The following is an 18,562-nucleotide window of genomic DNA, read 5'->3' as shown; positions in this document are numbered from 1 at the left end:
CTCAGCCACCGAGGGGGTTTGCGTTCTGATGATGCTGCGTTCGAAACTGGTCGCCGCCGCCTGCGCGGTCGTCCTGCTGCCGCTGGCCGCCGTGAAGGTGATGGCCGCCGATCCGCCGCCGCACCTCGGCGAGGGCACACCGGTCGGCAGCCGGTCCGTGGCCGACCCCGCGCTCCAGATCAGGCAGGCCACCAGCTCGTACTACGTGACGTCCTACGGCCAGCCCGACGACCATTCACCCGAGCCGTGGGAGATCCTCAGCACCACCAACGGAGCCCTGGTCAGTACCGCCCCGCGACTCCGTGACGACCCGGACAAGCCCCCGACCCTGCTCGGCAAGTACGTCGTCACGCCGGCCGCCGCTCAAACGACCTTCCGCGACATCGCCACCGACGCGGTCAGCGACGTCTCGGTACCGGCCGGAGCGACGTACCAGGGCGCCTACCCCGGCGGCATCCTGCTGTCCCGCGCAGCCGACAGCTCGTTCGCCCTGCGCGCACTGGACAACACCGAGAAGCCAGTCACCGGTGCAGCCTTCGGTGACCCCGTCATCCTCGACACGACCGCCACGTCGATCCTGATCGCCGTAGCCGGTCACCTCTCAGTGGTAGACACCGCAACCGGTACTGCGACCGCCGTCACGACCCTCCCCGCCAACCCGGCCTGGGCGGCGCTGACTCCCAACAGGGTCCTCTGGCAGACCGCTGCGACCGCAAGCTCCAAGACGGTCGGCTGGAAGCAAGGCACGACCACTGGCTCGGTAGACGTGCCCTTCGGGCTGCCACTGCTGACGGTTGGCGACGACCTCGCGGTACTGGTGCCTGAGACCAAGCAACTGGCGAAGATCGCGGCCAACGGCGGGACTGTCACACCAGCCTTCGTCACTGGAGTCCACGACGCGGCAGACCTCGACAACGGTCGGCTGCTGGTCAGTGCCCAGAGCAAGGTGGCCAGTGTCGGAGCAGACGGCGTACTGACGACCGTTAAGGCGACTCCCGCCTTTGCTGCTCAGGTCAGCGGAGTGGCGATGTCCGGCGCGCGCGTGGTGACGGCTGACTACCAGCCAGACCATGGCGTGTACGAGACGACCACCAACGGCACCACCTGGTCGTCGCTGAGCACCAGCAACTCCTCCAAACCGCTGCAGCTCGAGGGGACCACCCTGGTCACGTACCAGGCCGGTATCGCCCGCGTGCGTGGCTCTGGCGGCGACCTGACCTTCCCTGCGGCCGACGAGGTCGTACTGGGCAAGGGCGGCAAGCTGGTCTCACATCGTGCACCGGATGCGGCGACTGCCGAGGTCTACGACGTCGCGACCAAGACGAAGGTCGCGGACTACGCAGTGCCCTTCGCCATGGCTGACAGCTCGGTCTGGAAGGTCACCGCGACCGGAGTACTGACCGGCAAGGACCTCACCACGCAGGCGACCAAGACGATCGCAGTGGCCAGTAGCTGCACCGTCGGCGCGGACGGGGTCAACGGTCGCTGGGCACTGCTCAGTGGCTGCAAGCAGGTCATCGACATCAAGGGTCCGGAGGCGCCGCGCAACCTCACCGTCGCGGCAGACTCCCAGCTGGGCAACGGGTTCGTAGTACAGACCGCTGTCGGTCAGGACGCGGGTGGCCTGTCCACCAAGGAGTTGCTGGTCACCGACCTCAACGACCAGGGTCTCGGCCAGCGCCGCTACGGTCCGATCAACGGCAGGCTCCTGCAGCCGCCCAGCTTCCGCACTGACGGCGGTGGCGGCGCGAAGCTCATCTACGCGGATCCCGACGCCCGGCCCCGGATCATCAGCCTCACCTGGCTGGCGGCCGACCCGCAGCAACGCCCCGACACCACTGCTCCCGTGCTGACCAGTGCCACCGCGGGCGACCGCCTGCGGGACAACACGAGCCTGTCGTTCAACTGGGCCTACACCGACCCGCAAGACCCGAACGCCCCGGCGACCGGGGTCAAGTCCTACGACCTCCGCATCCAGCAGCGACCCAGTCGCACCTCGCCGTACGGGGCCTGGAACCTGCCGGCGAACTGGCAGGGCCTCACGACGACAGCGGCGAGCTACAGCGCGGTACCGGGCACCGACACGTGTTGGCAGGTCCGGGCGCGTGACTACGCCGGCAACGTGAGCAACTGGAGCACGTCGTACTGCAGTGAGGTCGACGGCATCGCGCCGACCGCCGTCACGCTGCGGATCGGCGACCGTACCAACCTGGCGACACCGGCCACCGTCCGCTGGGCCTACACCGACGAGACCGCCGTCGCGACGTACGACATCGTCTATAAGACCGCCGCAGCCGGAGCAGCCTTCGGTAGCTGGGTCTACCCCGCCGCATGGCAGAACACCCAGATCCAGTCGATCTCCTGGACCCCACGACTGGGCATGGACGAGTGCTTCATGGTCCGCGCCCGCGACGTCGTCGGAAACCTGTCGGCGTGGTCGGTGCCGCTCTGCTCGGTGGCGCCGCAGGACGACCGGGCGTTCACGTCGTCCGGCACAGTGACCCGGGCGACCAACACGATCGCCTACCAGGGCACCACCTCGATCCTGAAGGCCAACGGCGCGTACCTGACCAAGACCGGCGAAGGCGCCCTGCGGATCGCAGTGGTCGGCATCAGCGGACCAGGGCAGGGCAAGGTCGACGTCTACCACGCAGGAGTCAAGATCGGCACCGTCAACCTGGCCGCGACGACCACCGCGCGCACGGTCACCTACTTGCCGACCACTGTCTACCGCAGCGGAGTAGTCAAGGTCGTCTCGACCTCGACAGCCCCGGCCGCGATCGACGGGGTCGCCTTCTTGAGGTACTGACTGCAACTTCCTGCAGAAACACCGGCAGGCGGCGACATTGAGCTCTCCCGGCCTCTAGGCTGCGCCCGCTGATCCGGCTTGGCCGGTCCTGTGGGAGGGGTCCTCTTGAAGTTGCGTAGCGCGGTCGCCGCCGCCTGTCTCCTGGCACTGCTACCCGTCGGCTCCAGTACGGCGGCCAACGCCGCCGAGCCACCGATCCACCTCGGCGAGGGCACGCTGCTCGCGCCGCGTCTCGAGGCCGATCCGCCGATCCAGATCGTGGCGGCGACGAGCAAGTACTACCTGACCGACTACGGGTGGCCGACGGACTTCACCCCCGCCCCGTGGAGCATCAAGAGCGTCCTCGACGGAACCGTCAAGGGTGATTTCCCGCGCCAGAACATCGACATGAACGCGACCCCCGACATCGTCGGCGAGTACGCGGTCAAGTGGAGCGACGGCGACGCCGCAGCCCGCCGGCTGGGTACCGACGACCTCCAAGTCATCAACGCTCCTGCCGGTACCACGGTTCGCAACGTCTACCCCGGTGGCGTGCTGCTGGCCCGCGGAGACGCCTTCGCTCTCCGTACCTACGCAGGCGCCGAGACGCCCGTCACCGGAGTCACCGCCACCGCGAAGGTGCTGGACCGCACCGACGACGACTTCCTGCTCGGCACAGCGACCGGCCTGTACGTCCTCGACGTAGCCACCGGTACTGCGACGCAGGTGGCGACTCTGACCGCGGAGACCCCGTGGGCGCAGCTCACCCCCGGCCGGGTCATCTGGCAGGCCGCTACCAGCGACACGACGACGACCCTGGCCTGGAAGCAGCGGACCGGCTCGGGCGACGGCACAGTCGTCGTACCGTTCAAGCAGCCGTTGCTGCCGCTGGGCGACGACGTCGCCGTGCGGGTGCCGGACACCAAGGAGCTGGTCAAGGTCAGCCTCCAGGACGGCGCGGTGACCAGGAACCTCGCCACCGGGGTGCACGACGCGGAAGACCAGGGCAACGGGCGATTGCTCGTCACTGCTCAGGCACAGGTGGCAAGCGTCGGGGCGGACGGCGTGCTGCAGACCATCGCCCAGACACCGCCGTTCCACGGTCAGTCCGAGTTCGTGATGCTGTCCGGCAGCAAGGTGGTCACCGATGCGGCGGTGCCACCGCAGACCGGGGTGCGCGATGACAAACTCACCACCGTTCACCAGACGTCGGACCTCGGGCTGACCTGGACCGACGCGGCGGTCACCGAAGATCAGTTCAGGCACCCGCCACAGTTCGCCGGCAACGCGCTGGCGACCACCCGCGTCCGCTACGACGGGACCGAGTACGGGTTGGTGACCGACGGGAAGGGAACCATCCAGTTCGACGGCCCGGTGGCGCACCTCGGCCGGGGCGGCAAGCTGGTTGCGGTGGGCATGCCGAACAGCAGCGAGTTCGTGCAGGTCTACGACCTGGCCGCCCGGAAGATGATCGACCCCTTCCCGCTGCCGGTCGGCTTGAACGGCCAGACGATCTGGACCGGGCCGGACTGGCGCGACAACCTGACCGCGACGACCAACGGGTTCTCCACCACCTATCCCGCCGGACCCGGCTGCGGACCGGCGCAGGGCATCCAGGCGGCCGGCCGCTGGGTCGTGGTCGACTGCGCGGGCACCGACGACCGGATCATCGACGTCCAGGGCCAGGTGCCGACGCGGACGATCACGCTCGGCCCGCGCTGGAAGCTCGGCTACGACTTCCTGGTCCAGGACACCGCCGGCACCGTCATCTCACCGTCGAAGCCGATCGATCTCGTGGTCACCGACCTGAACACCCTCAACCTGGCCGAACGCCGGTACGGCCCGGTCGCCGCGTACTTCTGGACCAGCCCCCGCTACCAGCCGGACGACGCGGACGCCGCCCGGCTCGTCTACAACGACCGGAACCGGCAGCCCCGGATCGTCACGCTCGACTGGCTGGCCCCGCAGCCCACGGTCGACACCGACCACCTCGCTCCGGTGCTGGACAACGCGAGCTCCGGTCCGGATGTCCAGAGCGGGTCGACCCTGCTCTTCCGCTACTCGTTCACCGACAACCCGGCGGGCCCGGACGACCGGGCCAGCGGCATCGCGGAGTACGACGTCAGGTACCAGCAGCGGCCATCGCCTACTGCGCCGTTCGGGGACGTGGTCACACCGGCCGCCTGGCAGAAGCTGCCCAAGCACATCACCAACGTCAGCCTCGAGGCGGCTCCAGGCACCACCACCTGTTTCGAGGTCAGGGCACGAGACCGGGCCGGCAACCAGACCGAGTGGAGCCACGGCTTCTGCACAGAGGTCGACGGGACGCCGCCGACACTGACCAGCAGCAGTGCGGGTGAGCGGGTGATCACGGCGGCCACCGGCAAGTACAGCTACGCCTTCACCGACAACAGCGGCAAGGTCGCGTCGTACGACGTGGTCTACCGGGACGCGATCGCCGGTCAGGCCTACGGCAAGTGGCAGTACCCCGCCACCTGGCAGGCGACGACCGCCACCTCGGTCACGTGGACGCCGGTGGCAGGCGTCGATCGGTGCTTCATGGTCAGGGCCCGGGACGCCACCGGGCACCTGTCCGGCTGGTCTGCGCCTGCCTGTGCGGTCGCGCCGCAGGACGACCGGGCGCTGACGGCCACCGGGACTGTCACCCGGGCGACCAGCTCGATCACGTACAAGGGCACGATCTCGCAGTTGAAGGCGACCGGCGCGACGCTCACCAAGGCCGGTGAGGCCGGGCTGCGGATCGCGCTGGTGACCGTCAACGGGCCCGGTCAGGGCAGCGTGGACGTTTACCACGCGGGCGTGAAGATCGGCCGGGTCTCCCTGCTCGCGCCGAGCAGCAAGGTGACGGTCACCTTGCTCCCGGTCACCCCGTACCGGACCGGCGAGCTCAAGATCGTCTCGGCCGGCGCGGCGCAGGCCGTGATCGATGGCGTCGCCTTCTTGCGCAGCTGAGACTCATCACGATTCGTGATCAGTGTGAGCCCCGTCACCGCAGGGTGACGGGGCTCGGCTATTGCAACAAGCGGTAATTCAGCTCCAGGGAATGGAATTCGCAGGACAAGCGCTTACCACTGAGCGACAATTGAAAGTGCGCCGTTTCCGGTCGCCAGCCAATCCCGCGCCGAGTCATGTTGGGAAGTGCGCCCCTCCAGATGCCCTCTGAGCACCCTGTCCAAGCGCCCTCTATCGCTGCCCCCTCCAACCGCACGACCCCCCGGCGGAGCCAGAATCTCTGGCGACTCCGCCCCTACCTCCGCCCCCACAAGTGGCGCCTGGTGACGATGTTCACCACGGCGATCCTCGGCGTAGGTGTCAGCCTCACCGTCCCGCTCGTCACCCGGGCCATCATCGACGGGCCGGTCACCCGGCGCGAGATCGACCTCCTGCTCCCCCTCGGCCTGCTGGCCCTCGGCCTGAGCATCAGCGAAGTACTGCTGGTCTGGGTCCGCCGGTGGGCCCAGTCGCGCACGGTCAGCGACCTCGAGGCCAATCTCCGCAACGACCTCTACATCCGGCTGCAGGCCCTCCCGATGGAGTTCCACAGCCGCTGGCAGAGCGGTCAGCTGCTCTCCCGGGTCACCGCCGACCTGTCCACCATCCGCCGGTTCATGGGCTTCGGCCTGTTGTTCCTGGTGATCAACATCCTGCAACTGGTGGTCGTCACCTTCCTGCTGCTGCGGCTGTACTGGCCGCTCGGCGTCGTGGTCCTGGTGGCCGCCGCGCCGATCATCATCGTGTCGCTGAAGTTCGAGAAGAAGTACCTGGCGATCTCCCGCCGGGTGCAGGACCAGCAGGGCGACCTGGCCACCCGGATCGAGGAGTCGGCGGTCGGTTTCCGGGTGATCAAGGCGTTCGGCCGCCGCGAGCACGTCAAGAAGCAGTTCGACGACGGCGCGGTGAAGCTCTACGAGACCTCGGTCGACAAGGTCCGGCTGGCGTCGCGGTTCTGGACCTTCCTGGAGGTGATCCCGAACCTGACCCTGGTGATCGTGCTGCTGCTCGGCGCGCTCGCCGTCGGCCGGCACTCGATCACGCTGGGCACCCTGGTCGCCTTCATCACCTTGATGCTGTCGCTGATCTGGCCGGTCGAGTCGCTCGGCACCATCCTCGCGATGGCGCAGGAGGCGATGACGTCGGCGGACCGGATCAGCGAGATCCTGGACACCGAGTCCACCATCACCGACGGTCCGGACGAGCTGGTCGACCCCCGTGGTCACCTGGTCTTCGAGAACGTCAGCTTCCGGTTCGGCCCGGACTCGGCCGACGTCCTGCACGACATCAACCTCGACCTCGCCCCCGGTACGACGCTCGCCCTGGTCGGCGCCACCGGCTCGGGCAAGACCACCCTGACGTCGCTGGTCCCCCGGCTGTACGACGTCACCGGCGGCCGGATCACGATCGACGGGCACGACGTCCGCGACCTCACCCTGAAGTCGCTGCGCAGCGCGGTCGCGTCCGCGTTCGACGACCCGACGCTGTTCTCGATGAGCGCCCGGGAGAACATCACCCTCGGCCGGCCGGACGCGACCGACGCCGAGGTCCAGCAAGCACTGGAGATCGCGCAGGCGACCTTCGCCAACGAGCTGCCCTGGGGACTGGAGACCCGGGTCGGCGAGCAGGGCATGTCCCTGTCGGGTGGCCAGCGGCAACGGCTCGCACTGGCGCGCGCAGTACTGGCCAGGCCGGCAGTACTGGTCCTGGACGACACGTTGTCGGCACTGGACGTGCACACCGAGGCACTGGTCGAGGAGGCGTTGCGCAACGTGCTCGCCGCCACGACCGGCATCGTGGTCGCGCACCGGGCGTCGACGGTGATGCTGGCCGACCAGGTGGCGTTGCTCGAGGGCGGCACCATCACCCACGTCGGGACGCATCAGGAGTTGCTGGCGACGGTACCGGCGTACCGGACCCTGCTCGCGGCGGAAGAGGAGGAGGTGCACGCATGACGACCACTCAGCAAACACCTCAGCCCCAGCCGGCCGATCAGCCCAGCGCCGAGGAGACCTGGCGCGGGTACGCCGAGGACCCGGACCGGGAGTTGTCGAAGGCAACGACCCTGCGACTCAAGACGCAGTCGCGCAAACTGCTCGGCGAGCTGCTCCGGCCGTACAAGAAGATGATCTGGCTGCTGGTCGCGATCGTCGTGGTGGAGAACGCGGCCCGGCTGGCGGTGCCGTACCTGGTCCACCTCGGCATCGACAAGGGCATCCCGCCGATCCTGGCGGGTCAGGGCAGCTCGACGCTGATCGACATCGTGCTGATCGTGCTCGCGTCGGCGCTGATCCAGGCCGGCGCCCGGCAGATCTTCCTGATGCGGTCCGGCCGGCTCGGCCAGACCATCCTGCTCGGCCTGCGCCGGCGGGTGTTCGACCACTTCCAGCGGCTCAGCCCGTCGTTCCACGACAAGTACACGTCGGGGCGGGTGATCTCGCGGCTGACCTCGGACGTGGACGTCATCGACGAGATGCTGGAGACCGGCTTCGACGGGCTTGTGACGGCGCTGCTGACCCTGGTCGGTACGGCGATCCTGCTGCTCACGCTGGACGTGAAGCTCGGGCTGCTGGCGCTGCTGTCGTTCCCGGTGCTGTTCGTGCTGACCGCGTGGTTCCGGAAGCGGTCGGCGATCGTGTACCGGCGGACGCGCGAGGCCGTCGTCCTGGTGATCGTGCACTTCGTCGAGTCGATGCACGGGATCCGCGCGGTCCAGGCGTTCCGGCGGGAGCCGCGCAACGAGGAGATCTTCTACGGGGTCAACGACAAGTACCGCGAGGCGAACCTCGAGTCGTTCCGGATCAACGCGATCTTCATGCCGTCGATCAAGGGCGTCGGCAACATCACGATCGTCGCGATCCTGGCCTACGGCGGCTGGCAGGCGTACCACGGGCACGTGACCGTCGGGGTGCTGACCGCGTTCCTGCTGTACCTGCGGCAGTTCTTCGAGCCGCTGCAGGACATCTCGCAGTTCTACAACACCTTCCTGTCGGCGAGTGCCGCGCTGGAGAAGCTGTCCGGCGTGCTGAACGAGAAGCCGGACGTGCCTGAGCCGGTCAAGCCGGCGAAGCCTTCACCGCATGCACGTGGGCATCTGGAGCTGCGCAACGTGCAGTTCCGGTACGTCGACGGAGTGCCGGTACTACCCGGGCTCGACCTGGATGTGCCGGCCGGGCAGACCCTTGCCCTCGTCGGTACGACGGGAGCCGGCAAGACGACGATCGCCAAGCTGGTCGCGCGTTTCTACGACCCGACCGGCGGCCATGTGCTGCTGGACGGGATCGATCTGCGCGACCTGACCGAGGACGACCTGCGCGAGCGGGTGGTGATGGTGACCCAGGAGAACTTCCTGTTCACCGGCTCGGTCGCCGACAACATCCGGTTCGGCAAGCCGGACGCGACGATGGACGAGATCGTCGAGGCGGCCAAGGTGATCGGCGCGCACGACTTCATCATGGCGCTGCCGGACGGGTATGAGACCGCCGTGGCCAAGCGCGGTAGCCGATTGTCGGCCGGTCAGCGGCAGCTGGTCGCCTTCGCCCGGGCGTTCCTGGCGGATCCGGCGGTGCTGATCCTGGATGAGGCGACGTCGAGCCTCGACATCCCCAGCGAGCGGCTGATCCAGCGCGCGCTGCGGACGATCCTCGACGACCGGACGGCGATCGTCATCGCGCACCGCCTCTCCACCGTGGAGACGGCAGATCGCGTGATCGTGCTCGAGCACGGCCGCATCATCGAGGACGGTGCTCCTTCGCAGCTGGTCACCACCGGCGGCAACTACGCCGACCTCCACCAGGCCTGGGAAGACTCCCTGGCCTGACGCTTTGGCTGGCTGGCCTCCGGACCCTGTACTACGGGGTGCGGGGGCCAGTTCTGGTCAATGTCCAGTACTGGCCGTTGATTGCGCTGGCTCTGCGTCCGGGCTCCCGGCAGGCTTCCTGACGACCGCCCGCCCCGGTTCACGAGGAGTGCTCCATGAGCCTGCCCATCAGCCGTCGTGCCTTCACCATCGGGCTCGCCGGAGGAGCCGCGGCCACCGCGCTCCCCACCACCCCCGCGTCCGCGTTGTCCACATCCGCGTTGCCCGCGTCTTCCGGTCAGGCGCCGGCCGCCGCCGCTCCGTTCTTTTCAGAGACAACGCTGTGGGACAACACCGTCGACCCACTGGCCAGCTATTTCGTCTACGGCCTCGCTGTCCTGCCCGACGACACGATCATTGCTTGCACAGAAGGCCGTCACGAGGTCTGCGACGCCGGCCCACACGACCTCCTCATCCGCCGCAGTACCGACGGCGGACTGACCTGGACCCCGACCCAAGCGGTAGAGCCGTCAGTAGGCGGCCAGAGCTGGGCCAACCCCGCCTTCGTCGTCGACAAGTCCACCAGCGAGGTGTTCCTCTTCTACAACCTCTGCGAGCGGCTCCCGGAGAACACCAGTTGCTCATCCGACTCCGGCACGGTCTACTACCGCTCCAGCACCGACGGCGGCGTCACCTGGAGCCCACGCTCGAGTCTGGCCGGTCTGTTCGACCACTTCCCCTACAACTGGGCCATGCACGGTCCAGGGCCGGGTCATGGCATCCAGCTCGAGTCCGGGCGGCTACTGCTCACCGTCGGACACCGGACCATCATCACCAGCGTTCCGGCGGAGGATCGGAAGTACGGGGCCTCCAGCATCTACAGCGACGACCACGGGCGTACCTGGAAGTCCGGTGGCGAGGTACCGCTGGGTCCGGCCCTTCCGCATGTGGGTGAGTCCCGCCTGCTGCAGCGGGACGACGGCACGGTCGTCTTGAACACCCGGGTCGGCTCGGGTGGCGACTGGCCGCACGGGTACGCGGTCAGTACGGACGACGGCCTCAGCTGGTCGTTGCCGGTGATGGACTTCGGCGCCGGACTCTTCAATGGCGTCGACATGGGGCTTACCCGGTACACCGGTGGTCCCGACTCGACAGACGTCAATCGGGTACTGCTCAGCCGGCCGGACTCTCCCATGCGCTGGAACATGACGGTGGCGGTCAGCTACGACGAGAAGGAGTCGTACCGCTACAGCCGGACGGTCTACCCGGGGCGGTCGTTCTACTCCGACTTGGCCCGGCCGTCGGACGGCACGATCGTGTTGCTGTACGGCTGCGACGGCGAGCTCGACGGTAGTCCCCGACGGGTGAGCGTTGCCCGGTTCAACCTCGAGTGGCTCACGCAGGGGCGCGACAGCCTCGCCACCGGTCCGGGGCTGACCCGGCGCGACCTTGACCTCGGCCATCCAGGGTTGCCAGTGCAGGCGGTCGGTGACGTCGTCGAGTACCCGTTCATGGTCGGTGCTGACGGACAGTACGAGCTGTGGTTGCGGTACTTCCGGTCGGTGGACGGCGGGCTGGTCACTGTGGCAGTGGACGGCTTGGCGCCGCGCAACAGCACCATCGACCTCACCTCCTTCCGCGGCGACGGGTACGACGTACTGCTGCTCGACCAGCGCCGACTCCTACCCGGCCGACACACGATCCGATTCACCACGACCGGTGCGGGCCGTGGTGGCGGTACTGCGCTGGCCCTCGACCGACTGAGCCTAATCACCGCCCCTGCCAAGCCCGACGTCCGCGAGGAGCTCACGGTCGACAACGACACGCTCGGCTTCGAAACAGTCGGCACCTGGAACAGCGGTCGCAGCATCCCCGGCTACTACGGCTTCAACTACCTCACCCACGCCAAGGGCACCGGTACGAACCTGGTCCGCTACCGTCCGGCCATCCCAGGCGACGGTCGGTACGAAGTACTGGTCTCCTACACCGCAGACCCCAACCGGGCCAGCAACGCCAAGTACGCCGTCCGCCATGCAACCGGCACCACCACGGTCACCGTCAACCAGCGAGTCCGCGCCACCCCCGACAACCGCACCGGCGAGTGGCTCCCTCTCGGCATCTTCACCTTCAAGGCAGGGCTCGGCGGCTACGTCCAACTCACCGACGCCGCCGACGGCTTCGTCATCGCCGACGCGGTCCGCTTCCGCCGCCAGCCCTAGAAGCAATGCTCAGTGGTGGAAGGCTTCGACGACGCTGCGCACCCGCTCGCCCGCCGCGAAGTCCGCCAGATCCCGAGGATGCTCGCCGCGCACGGCCTGCGCGAACAGCGTCAGCCGGGTCCCCTCCGAGCCGAGCTCACCGGTCAGCTCGACCGGACGCCATTCGTTGTCCTCGGCAACAAACAGATCACGCCAGCCGGTCAGCCGGTAGGACTGCCTGGTCCCGCGCAGTTCCCACTCGTAACTCTCCGGACCGGCGGCACCGACGAGCCCGCTCAACTGGACCGGGATCTCCCCCGCCTTCATCAGCCCGTACGCCGCCGTCTCACTCGCCGGAGTCCGGTGCTCCAACTCCGTGTGGACCGCCCGCAGCGGGCCGACGAGCCGATCGGTGAGGTACGCGAAGTGCGAGAACACCTCACGGACGAACCCGCCCTGCGCACGCTCCCCCACCCAGGTCGCCTCAGCCTGGAACCCCCGCGGCCAGACCGGGAACGCGAGCCGGATCTCGACGCCGAGCACGTCACCGACCCGGCCGTCGGCGATCGCCTGCTCGACGTACCGGGTGGACTGCCGGTCGGACAATGAGAAGTTCACGCCGGCCGCTTTACCCTCAGCCGCCTTGAGCATGGCTGCCGCATCGTCGGCTGATACGGCCAGCGGCTTCTCGCAGAACACCGCCTGCCCAGCCTCCAACGCCGGTACGACGAGCGCCGCGTGCGTGGCCGGCGGCGTGGCGAGATAGACGGCGTCGACGTCGGCGGCACTGATCACGTCGGCGATCGAGGTACTGAACTGAACGGCGGGGTGCTCGTCCTGGAGCGCGGCGACGGTGGCCGGGGCGAGGTCGACGGCGTGGGTGACGGTGAAGTCCGGGTGGTCGAGGGCTTCGGCGAGCAGATGGCGGCCCATCGCTCCGAGGCCGACGATGCCGAGGCGGATCGGTGTGGTCATGGCGACAGTCTGCCGTCCCGAGCGACAGGACATATTCGGCTGTCCAACGCGATGCCACGCCTGGCGATGCACTCCAGCGGGGGCTGAAACCGGACTATGTCCTGTCGCTCGGGACATGTCCCCGGCGGCGGCTACGTTGGTTGGCATGTTGACCACGTTGGCAATCGAGAACTACCGGTCGTTGCTGCGGCTGGTGGTGCCGCTGGGGCGGTTGAACGTGGTGAGCGGGGCGAACGGGACCGGGAAGTCGAGTCTGTACAGAGCTTTGCGGTTGCTCGCCGATGCCTCGCGCAACGGAGCGGTGGCAGCGCTGGCACGCGAGGGCGGGCTGCCTTCGACGTTATGGGCGGGGCCGGAGGGTATTTCGAAGGCTGTCCGGCGGGGCGAGCACCCGCTGCAGGGGACCGTGCGGAGCAAGGCGGTCAGTCTGCGGATGGGCTTCGCCTCGGAGGACTACGGGTATGCGATGGACTTCGGGTTGCCGCCGCCGCTGAAGGGCGAGTTCAACGAGCCGTCGGCGTTCAGCCTGGATCCGGAGATCAAGCGCGAGGCGCTGTGGGCAGGACCCTTCCTCAGACCTGCCGCGTTGCTGGTCGAGCGCGGGGGCGGCGGCGTCCGGATCCGGGGTGGCGACGGGCAGTGGCACGACGGTGGGCACGCGCTGCAGCCGTTCGACAGCATCCTGAGCGAGCTCGCCGATCCCGAGCGGGCACCGGAGCTGCTGACCCTGCGGGAGCGGATGCGGTCGTGGCGGTTCTACGACCATCTCCGGACCGACGCGGACGCGCCGGCCCGGCAGGTACAGATCGGCACCCGGACGACGATCCTCGGTCCGGAAGGCGCCGACGTGGCGGCGGCCCTGCAGACGATCCGCGAGATCGGGCCGCGGGGCGGACTCGATCTGGCGATCGAGCAGGCTTTCCCGGGCAGCAAGGTCGAGATCCGCAACAACGCCGGGCGGTTCGAGATCGCCTTCCACCAGCACGGTCTGTTGCGACCGCTGTCCGGCGCCGAACTCTCCGACGGCACGCTCAGATACCTGCTGTGGGTCGCTGCGTTGCTGACCCCGAGACCGCCCGCGCTGCTGGTTCTCAACGAGCCCGAGACGAGTCTCCATCCGGATCTACTGCCGGCGCTGGCGAACCTCGTCGTCACCGCCGCACGCAACACCCAGGTGATCGTCGTGACCCACTCCCGCCCCTTCCAGTCCGCGCTCCAGGCCGGCGCCGACGAGACCGACCTCGACCTTCGCACTATCGAACTGGTGAAGGAATTCGGCCAGACGACTATCGAGGGTCAGCGCCCTCTGGATGAGCCGGCGTGGAAGTGGCCGAGTCGGTAGCCGCCTCGTCCTTGACGCTTTCGAAGCGGACCAGGATCAGGGCGCCGATCGCGGTGATGGCGAAGCCGGCGATGGCTCCGGCGTACCAGCCGTCGCGGATCTTGTCGTCCAGGAGGAAGACGCCGACCGCGGCAGGGGTGATCGTCTGAAGGGCGATCATCGGGGTGGTTGCGAGGGTGACCGAGCCGCGTTGCAGGGCTAGCGAGTAGAGGATGAACGCGAGCGCGGCCGAGACGGGCAGCGTGTAGGTCGTCGGGCTGGAGAAGAGGGCGCCGATCGAGCTGTCGTCGAGCATGCGCGCCGAGATCGCCACGCCGGCGTACCCGAAGCCTGCGAGTACGCCGAGTACTGCCGTCGCGCTCGCGTGTTGCGAGCGGCTCGCTACGCCACCGAGCACCGCGATGGCGATCAGGCCGACGATGACGCCGATCGTCAGGCCGTGATGGACGGCCGCCTCGCCCGCGTCGCCGGATGAGACCGCGAGCAGTCCGAGTCCGCCGCAGACCGCGACGACGGCCGACCACTCGATCGCCGACAGCCGGTCGGCCATCAAGCGAGTCGCCAGCAAGGCGGTGACTACGAGACTGACTGCGATACCTGCCTGGGCGAGGTACAGAGGTAGTAGGCGTAGTGCGACGAAGTGCAGGCCGAAGCCGGCCAACTGGAGCACGAGGGCGCCGAGCCACGCCGGTTGCTTGAGCAGGGCGATGACGAAGCCGCCGAAGCGCCGCGGGTCGAGCTCCGAGCCGGTCGGCACCTTGCGGGAACCGACCGCCTGGAGGATCGACGCGATGCCGAAGACGACTGCGGCTCCGAGGGCCGCGCTCAGGCCGAGGATCAAGTCAGGCTGCCTTACGTCTGGGGGCCCAGAAGGTCAGGTACAGGCTGAGCACTCCGTAGTACACGAGATAGGCCAGCGAGATCGCGACCACGATCGCGCTCGGGTTCGGCATCTGGGTAAGCAGGACGGCGTACGAGCCGAGCCAGATCAGCGTGGTGACCAGGTTGGTGGTCCGGAACGCCTTGGTCCTCGAGGGGTAGACGTACTTGATCGGGATGAAGACCAGGATCGAGCAGGTCAGCAGGATGATGCCGGTCGCGGTCTGGCCGAGGTCGAGCACGACGACGTAGAAGGCGACCACGTTCCAGTAGCTCGGGAAGCCCAGGAAGAAGTGGTCGTCGGTCTTCGCGTCGGTCCGGCAGAACTGGTAGCTGGAGGCAAGCAGCGGCAGCGCGGCCAGCGCGGCGCCGATGAAGCCGTGCGGCAGGTAGCCGCCGGTCCACAGCAACACGATCGGCGCGAACGCGTACGTCAGGTAGTCGACGATGTTGTCCAGCATCGCGCCGTCGAACCACGGGATCGTCTCCTTCACCCGGAGCCGCCGCGCGATCATCCCGTCGGTGCCGTCGATCCAGAGCGCGGCCAGGCCGAGCCAGAGCGCGCGGACCGCGTCCCCGTCGATCGCCGCGATCACGATCAGCAACGCGAGCACCGTTCCGCTCGCGGTATAGGCATGCAGTGCAAGTCCGGCCAGACGCAACCGCGTCGACCCGACGAACGGTTCCCGCACCGCGTCGTGTGTGGTCAGGAGAACTCCCAGAACTCGGCCGGGCGCAATGCCCCGGACTTCAGAGAGTCAGGGTCTCATGAGGCGGGTGCCGAACCGGAGACCGCATACCGTTCGGGCGCCGGAACTGGCGGCGACCTTACGATCGCCGCCTGGTTCGATCAGCTACCGGGGACCGGCTCCAGCAGGAAGACCGGGATGATCCGGTCGGTCTTGGTCTGGTACTCGGCATAGTTCGGGAAGGCCTCGACCGAGCGCTTCCACCACAGCTTGTACTCCTCGCCGTCGATCTCACGGGCCACGTACTCGCCGGTGCGCTCGCCGTCCTGCAGCTGGATCTTGGGATCGGCCTGGAGGTTGTAGTACCAGACCGGGTTCTTCGGAGCGCCGCCGAGCGAGGCGACCGCGGCGTACACGCCGTCGTGCTCCACGCGCATCACCGGCACCTTGCGGAGCTTGCCGGACTTGGCGCCGCGCATGGTCATCAGCACCACGTGCATACCGTTGAACCCGCCGACGCTGGTGTCGCCGGCCGCCACCATCTTCTCGACCGCGGCGCGAACCCAGCCGGTCGTACTGGGGGCATATTCTTCTTCGTTGGATGACATGTCACCCACCCTGCCCTATCGGGCAGGTCAGCGCCTGTTCAGGCGTGGTGCGCCGCTTGGAAGCGGGCGACCCGCGCGGCGCGTTCGCGTTCCATCCGGCGGCGCGGGTCCAGGTGGTCCGGGAGGGTCGCGGGGCCGGCGATGTGGAGCAGGAGCCAGGTCAGGCGCCAGCGGATCTTGTACGGGAGGCTCAGGCCGTCGGTCTTCTTGCTCATCGATCTCTCCAATTGCTTGGTGTGGCAATAGTTTGTACACCAACTGATACTCTAGTCAACACAGATCGAAGGAGAGATATGCCCGGGACATCCGAAGAGGTCGACCTACTGGCCCTGGACCGCCAGGTCTGCTTCGCGCTAGCCGTCGCCTCCCGCAACGTGATCGCCCTCTACCGCCCGCTGCTCGACCCCATGGGCCTGACCCACCCGCAGTACCTGGTCATGCTCGCCCTGTGGGAGGAGTCCCCGCTCTCCGTCAAGCAACTGAGCAACCTGCTAGCCCTGGACCCCGGCACCCTCTCCCCCTTACTCAAACGCCTCGAGTCCAGCGGCTTCATCACCCGAGCCAGAGACCCCCGCGACGAACGCGCCCTGGCGGTAACCCTCACCGACTCCGGCCAGGCCCTCCGCGGCCAAGCCCTGGCAATCCCACCGGCAATCATCGATCGCCTGGGCATGACCCTCGAAGAACTGGAAGCCCTCCACAAATCCCTCACCAGAGTCATCGCGGCCGCCACCAACTGACGGTAGGAATCCATTCCTACCGTTGCTACGATGGAGTCCATGACGGCACGGAAGCTGTCGATCTCGGTGCCGCCCGAGGTCGAGGAGACGATCAAGGCGGCAGCGGCCGAGGAGGGCAAACCTGTCTCCGCATGGCTGGCTGAGGCCGCCGTCGAGAAGGCACAAGCCGCCGCCGCACATGCCGCGGGGTTGGCCGCGGCCCGCGAGCTGGTCGAGGAGTACGAAGCGGAGAACGGTCCCATCTCAGAGGAGCACCGGCGCAACGCCCGGGAGTTCATGATGGAAGCCGGTCTGCTTGACGACGACAACTGGCAGTCGGCCGGTTAGTGCGCTCAATCGTTTACGACGCAGGCGCCCTAGTGGCAGCCGAGCGCCGCTCGCCACGCATGATCGCCCTGCACCACGAGTTGGCCGCAGCGCACATCCGCCCGCTGGTTCCGGTGGTTGTTCTCGCCCAGGTGTGGCGAGGCGGACCGCAGCACCAGATCTCCCGGTTACTCAAGGGATGCGACATCGTCTCCGACGACCAGCGGATCGGTCGCGCTGCTGGTGTCGTCTGCAAGTCCTCCGGCACAGCTGACGTGGTCGACGCGATTGTCGTCGTGACTGCCGTTCAGCATCAGGCATCGGTTGTCACCAGTGATCCTGACGACCTGACACACCTGGCCTCATCGATCGGCGTCAAGCTCCAGCTCTTCACCGTCTAGCTGGGGGTGCATTCCTGGAGTTGGGCTGCGGTGGCGATTTTGGCTTCTATCCAGCGGCGGCGGAGGAAGTGGGCCTTCAGGAGGCGGTGGACGCCGTCCAGGACTACCAGGCGGCCTCGGTAGGCGACCAGGTGGATGGGGAAGTCGAGGTCTGCGTCCATTACGCGTTCGTAGTGGGGGCGGTAGTTCATGGGGGTGGCGGCTACCTGGTTGGGGGTGACCTTGAAGCGTTCCCCGTTGAGTTGCCAGAGGGGGAGGTCGAACATCCAGAGGAGGTCGGCCACCTCGACCGGCTCCACGCGCAGGTCCAGGGCCCAGAGTTTGCCCAGTTGCCAGTGGGTCTGGGGGAAGACTTCGCGCATCGACGGCGGAGTCATCGCCAGTAGTTCGTCGAACGAGACGTCCGGCGCGCTTCGGTCCGCGCCGCTGTCCACCCCATCTATCGTCACGACCGAGCACGGTACGCCATGCCGCGGTCAGCCCGGCAGGAGTGCGTCAGTAGGAGTGCTTGCCCCGGCGGCGGAGCAGCAGGACGGCCGCTGCCAGCAGTAGGCCGCCGGACGACAGGAAGATGCCGCCCAGTACGTCGAACGGCAACACCGGCGCCGCATTCCGGGCTAACGCAACCCCCTCAACCTGTACTCCGCCCGCCGTCGGCGGTGGCAGAGTCACCCCACTGGGCGGGACCGTAGGCGCCGCACCCATAGTCGACTGGCGCCGAGGCCCATCGCTCGGCCCACCCCGCCAAACCGGTGCAGCCTGCTCAGACGTCGTCACCGACGGGGTGGACGACGATGCCGAGCCAGTCGACGGCACGGGCGGCAC

At 68.0% G+C, this 18,562-nt stretch carries 16 protein-coding genes; 9 read left to right on the top strand and 7 right to left on the bottom strand.

Features of this window, described 5'->3' with window-relative positions:
- Window positions 1-31: 31 nt before the first annotated feature.
- The 5 genes from ABD116_RS18775 (at window position 32) to ABD116_RS18755 (ending at window position 11,818) form a co-directional block, all read left to right on the top strand.
- On the top strand, window positions 32-2,809 hold the full coding sequence (locus tag ABD116_RS18775; RefSeq protein WP_343971378.1) for a phage tail protein: 2,778 nt from the start codon (window positions 32-34) through the stop codon (window positions 2,807-2,809).
- 105 nt (window positions 2,810-2,914) lie between these two features.
- Window positions 2,915-5,761, top strand: coding sequence for a hypothetical protein (locus ABD116_RS18770; protein ID WP_343971375.1), 2,847 nt, complete (start codon window positions 2,915-2,917; stop codon window positions 5,759-5,761).
- A gap of 329 nt (window positions 5,762-6,090) precedes the next feature.
- A complete protein-coding gene (locus tag ABD116_RS18765; protein WP_343971874.1) occupies window positions 6,091-7,755 on the top strand; it encodes an ABC transporter ATP-binding protein in 1,665 nt (554 codons plus the stop codon).
- Window positions 7,752-9,620, top strand: coding sequence for an ABC transporter ATP-binding protein (locus tag ABD116_RS18760; protein WP_343971372.1), 1,869 nt, complete (start codon window positions 7,752-7,754; stop codon window positions 9,618-9,620). The genes ABD116_RS18765 and ABD116_RS18760 overlap by 4 nt, the downstream gene beginning before the upstream one ends.
- Before the next feature lie 155 nt (window positions 9,621-9,775).
- Window positions 9,776-11,818 (top strand): golvesin C-terminal-like domain-containing protein, encoded by a 2,043-nt coding sequence (locus ABD116_RS18755; RefSeq protein WP_343971369.1) that lies wholly within the window; start codon window positions 9,776-9,778, stop codon window positions 11,816-11,818.
- 9 nt (window positions 11,819-11,827) lie between these two features.
- Here ABD116_RS18755 and ABD116_RS18750 read toward each other — a convergent pair whose 3' ends face one another.
- Window positions 11,828-12,772, bottom strand: coding sequence for a Gfo/Idh/MocA family protein (locus ABD116_RS18750; RefSeq protein ID WP_343971366.1), 945 nt, complete (start codon window positions 12,770-12,772; stop codon window positions 11,828-11,830).
- Between the two features lie 145 nt (window positions 12,773-12,917).
- Between ABD116_RS18750 and ABD116_RS18745 the strand changes: the two genes are divergently transcribed.
- Window positions 12,918-14,114, top strand: coding sequence for an AAA family ATPase (locus ABD116_RS18745; RefSeq protein WP_343971363.1), 1,197 nt, complete (start codon window positions 12,918-12,920; stop codon window positions 14,112-14,114).
- On the opposite strand, the gene ABD116_RS18740 is transcribed toward ABD116_RS18745, so the two are convergent.
- The 4 genes from ABD116_RS18740 to ABD116_RS18725 all read right to left on the bottom strand — a co-directional run bounded on the left by ABD116_RS18740 (window position 14,059) and on the right by ABD116_RS18725 (window position 16,505).
- The gene (locus tag ABD116_RS18740; RefSeq protein WP_343971360.1) at window positions 14,059-14,955 is read right to left on the bottom strand and encodes a DMT family protein; all 897 of its coding nucleotides are present in this window, start codon (window positions 14,953-14,955) and stop codon (window positions 14,059-14,061) included. The genes ABD116_RS18745 and ABD116_RS18740 overlap by 56 nt on opposite strands.
- 1 nt (window position 14,956) lies before the next feature.
- Complete coding sequence (locus tag ABD116_RS18735; protein ID WP_328321152.1) at window positions 14,957-15,685, bottom strand: CDP-alcohol phosphatidyltransferase family protein; 729 nt, start codon at window positions 15,683-15,685, stop codon at window positions 14,957-14,959.
- Between the two features lie 158 nt (window positions 15,686-15,843).
- Window positions 15,844-16,290: a nitroreductase family deazaflavin-dependent oxidoreductase gene (locus ABD116_RS18730; RefSeq protein WP_343971357.1), complete on the bottom strand. Its 447-nt coding sequence runs from the start codon at window positions 16,288-16,290 to the stop codon at window positions 15,844-15,846.
- 38 nt (window positions 16,291-16,328) lie between these two features.
- The gene (locus ABD116_RS18725; protein ID WP_203591232.1) at window positions 16,329-16,505 is read right to left on the bottom strand and encodes a hypothetical protein; all 177 of its coding nucleotides are present in this window, start codon (window positions 16,503-16,505) and stop codon (window positions 16,329-16,331) included.
- Between the two features lie 78 nt (window positions 16,506-16,583).
- Here ABD116_RS18725 and ABD116_RS18720 point away from each other — a divergent pair, with 78 nt between their 5' ends.
- The 3 genes from ABD116_RS18720 to ABD116_RS18710 are packed head-to-tail and all read left to right on the top strand — an operon-like array spanning window position 16,584 to window position 17,737.
- Complete coding sequence (locus tag ABD116_RS18720) at window positions 16,584-17,030, top strand: MarR family winged helix-turn-helix transcriptional regulator (protein WP_343971353.1); 447 nt, start codon at window positions 16,584-16,586, stop codon at window positions 17,028-17,030.
- A gap of 39 nt (window positions 17,031-17,069) precedes the next feature.
- Window positions 17,070-17,357, top strand: coding sequence for a type II toxin -antitoxin system TacA 1-like antitoxin (locus tag ABD116_RS18715; RefSeq protein ID WP_343971350.1), 288 nt, complete (start codon window positions 17,070-17,072; stop codon window positions 17,355-17,357).
- On the top strand, window positions 17,357-17,737 hold the full coding sequence (locus tag ABD116_RS18710) for a PIN domain-containing protein (protein WP_343971347.1): 381 nt from the start codon (window positions 17,357-17,359) through the stop codon (window positions 17,735-17,737). The genes ABD116_RS18715 and ABD116_RS18710 overlap by 1 nt, the downstream gene beginning before the upstream one ends.
- Here ABD116_RS18710 and ABD116_RS18705 read toward each other — a convergent pair.
- A complete protein-coding gene (locus ABD116_RS18705) occupies window positions 17,734-18,186 on the bottom strand; it encodes a hypothetical protein (protein WP_343971344.1) in 453 nt (150 codons plus the stop codon). The two genes, ABD116_RS18710 and ABD116_RS18705, sit on opposite strands and share 4 nt — an antisense overlap.
- Before the next feature lie 46 nt (window positions 18,187-18,232).
- Window positions 18,233-18,409 carry a hypothetical protein gene (locus ABD116_RS18700; RefSeq protein WP_343971341.1) on the bottom strand — a complete coding sequence of 59 codons (177 nt, stop codon included), beginning with the start codon at window positions 18,407-18,409 and terminating at the stop codon, window positions 18,233-18,235.
- Window positions 18,410-18,562: the final 153 nt, after the last annotated feature.

It is taken from the genome of Kribbella koreensis (genome assembly GCF_039525325.1).
GTDB lineage: Bacteria > Actinomycetota > Actinomycetes > Propionibacteriales > Kribbellaceae > Kribbella > Kribbella koreensis.
This window is presented reverse-complemented; position numbering and strand designations above follow the sequence as displayed.